Raw genomic sequence first — 1864 nt, 5'->3', positions numbered from 1 at the left:
AAAATGATTAAATCTCTAGCAGCTGTTTATTTCAGTAAAGCACTACGTGAAGTAACTGGTTGGTAGTCTCTAGGGAGTTTATTTAACAGTTAAAGCCTCGTTCATAACGGGGCTTTTTTATGCCTGAAGTCTTATGGACTAATATGCGTTAAAGTCATGCAGAAGATAAATTTAAAGCTCTAGACCTTTAGACAGCGATACAGGCGTTAAAACGACTAAATCTTTAGCTGCTGTGCTATTTCAGTAAAGCACTACGTGAAGTAAGTGGTTGGTAATGTTGCAATAGACGATCCACATTCGATCATCGATGATCTCAGGGCTAATTTATATCAGTCTTCGTATTCCACACTTTTCTATTTTATAGCGTCTTCAGTTGATGTGAACAAATTCTTTGTTGATTCACTGACATTTAATGAGTTAAGTACTCCGGTAAATGATTAATAAATCGTTTCAACAGAGAAACAAGCTAAAGAGATGAAGTTAGTAAAATAGTACAATTTAGTCACTTATTTTGTGTCGATTCGAAAATATGACTTTGTCATTTAGGCTTAAATAATGATAATGATGAAATAGATGTCTATTCTCATCAGTTATTATTGTGCTTGTATATCGGTATTTAAATAGAGGTAGTCAAATGTAGGTAATTGATATAAACCATGTTTTATTTTAGAAAGTTAATGATTAAGGTGTCGAAATACTATGCATTGTTGGTCTATTACTATTGAATTTTTTTGTTTTTTTATCCCTTATTTCACATTTGAAAATTTTTTAATTTTGCATAAATACATTTATATTCATGTAAATTTTTCAATATATATCTTTATATTTATTAAAATGACTTTTAAAAAATTTGTCATTTACTTAACTAGGTGATTAAAATAAAAATACCAGTTTTATCAACAAATTTTCTTTATTCTTAAACAATAGATTATTATTGTGTTGATGTTTTTTACAATGTATTCATTTAAAAACTAATTTATTTATTTGATCACCATTTAATTCCCTATCTAATTGTTAAATAAAGAGAAATAGAAGTGGCACGCTTAATGCTTTACCTTTATTATATATCATTGATATATCTACATTTTACATTTATTTTTACATTAAATAGGATCGGGGTGGCATATGGACATATTTAAATTTTCAAATATAAAAAAAATGGGATTAGCGATAGGACTATTGTTTAGTGCAAGTACTTTTGCCGGAACAATCGTAGATACAGTAGAACAAAATCAATTTGTTGGTTGGTGGGGATCGCATACTTATCAGCACAATTTAAATGATGGCTTAAATCAAACTGGATCGTTTTCATTAGGGAGTGCTCTTAGTGGATACCTTGAAGTAGAAGTTACAGATGATAATGATGGTTTTTTCGAGGGGTTAGTGCCAGAAGTTATTTTATTTACCGTTGAAGATTTTAACTTTGATACCGGTGCCATTACATTCAATAATGGTTTCTCTGGTGCATTGGAAGTTAATGCTTTAGGTGCTTTGAATGCTGATGGTTTACTTGATATTGTAGTGTCATCTTTATTGGGTGACTTCTATGTTGGAAAATCAACCTTAACAGTACAAGTACCTGCGCCTGCGACGATGTTACTATTTGGACTTGCAATTGCAGGTTTAGCTGTTCGCCGTCAACGTCAATTACAAAAATAAATTCTATTGTATATTGTAGTTAGTTCTACATTAAGAAAGCCTCGTTTAACGGGGCTTTTTATTGATAGTTACAAAATTTATTATGCGATTTTAGAAAATAGCTTTGTATTATAACTCAAGTTTCGGAGTTCACTTTTAGCCCATAAAAGTGGACGTTTCATCATTCTAGCGCCTCTTGCCGCAAGGTGAAACTATCCATTTGCAT

General features: G+C 31.0%; 1 protein-coding gene. It reads left to right on the top strand.

Annotation, left to right across the window (positions count from 1 at the left end):
- Window positions 1–1125 precede the first annotated feature (1125 nt).
- Window positions 1126–1659 (top strand): PEP-CTERM sorting domain-containing protein, encoded by a 534-nt coding sequence (locus H592_RS0111500; RefSeq protein WP_028868897.1) that lies wholly within the window; start codon window positions 1126–1128, stop codon window positions 1657–1659.
- The last annotated feature ends 205 nt before the right edge of the window (window positions 1660–1864 follow it).

Origin of the sequence: Psychromonas arctica DSM 14288 (genome assembly GCF_000482725.1) — a bacterium.
Taxonomy (GTDB): domain Bacteria; phylum Pseudomonadota; class Gammaproteobacteria; order Enterobacterales; family Psychromonadaceae; genus Psychromonas; species Psychromonas arctica.
Note: the sequence above shows the minus strand (reverse complement) of the source record. Positions and strands in the feature narration are given on the sequence as shown.

What these genes read in the sequence shown, in the direction of transcription:
- H592_RS0111500 (WP_028868897.1), top strand. Translation starts at nt 1,126, where the DNA reads ATGGACATATTTAAATTTTCAAATATAAAAAAAATGGGATTAGCGATA.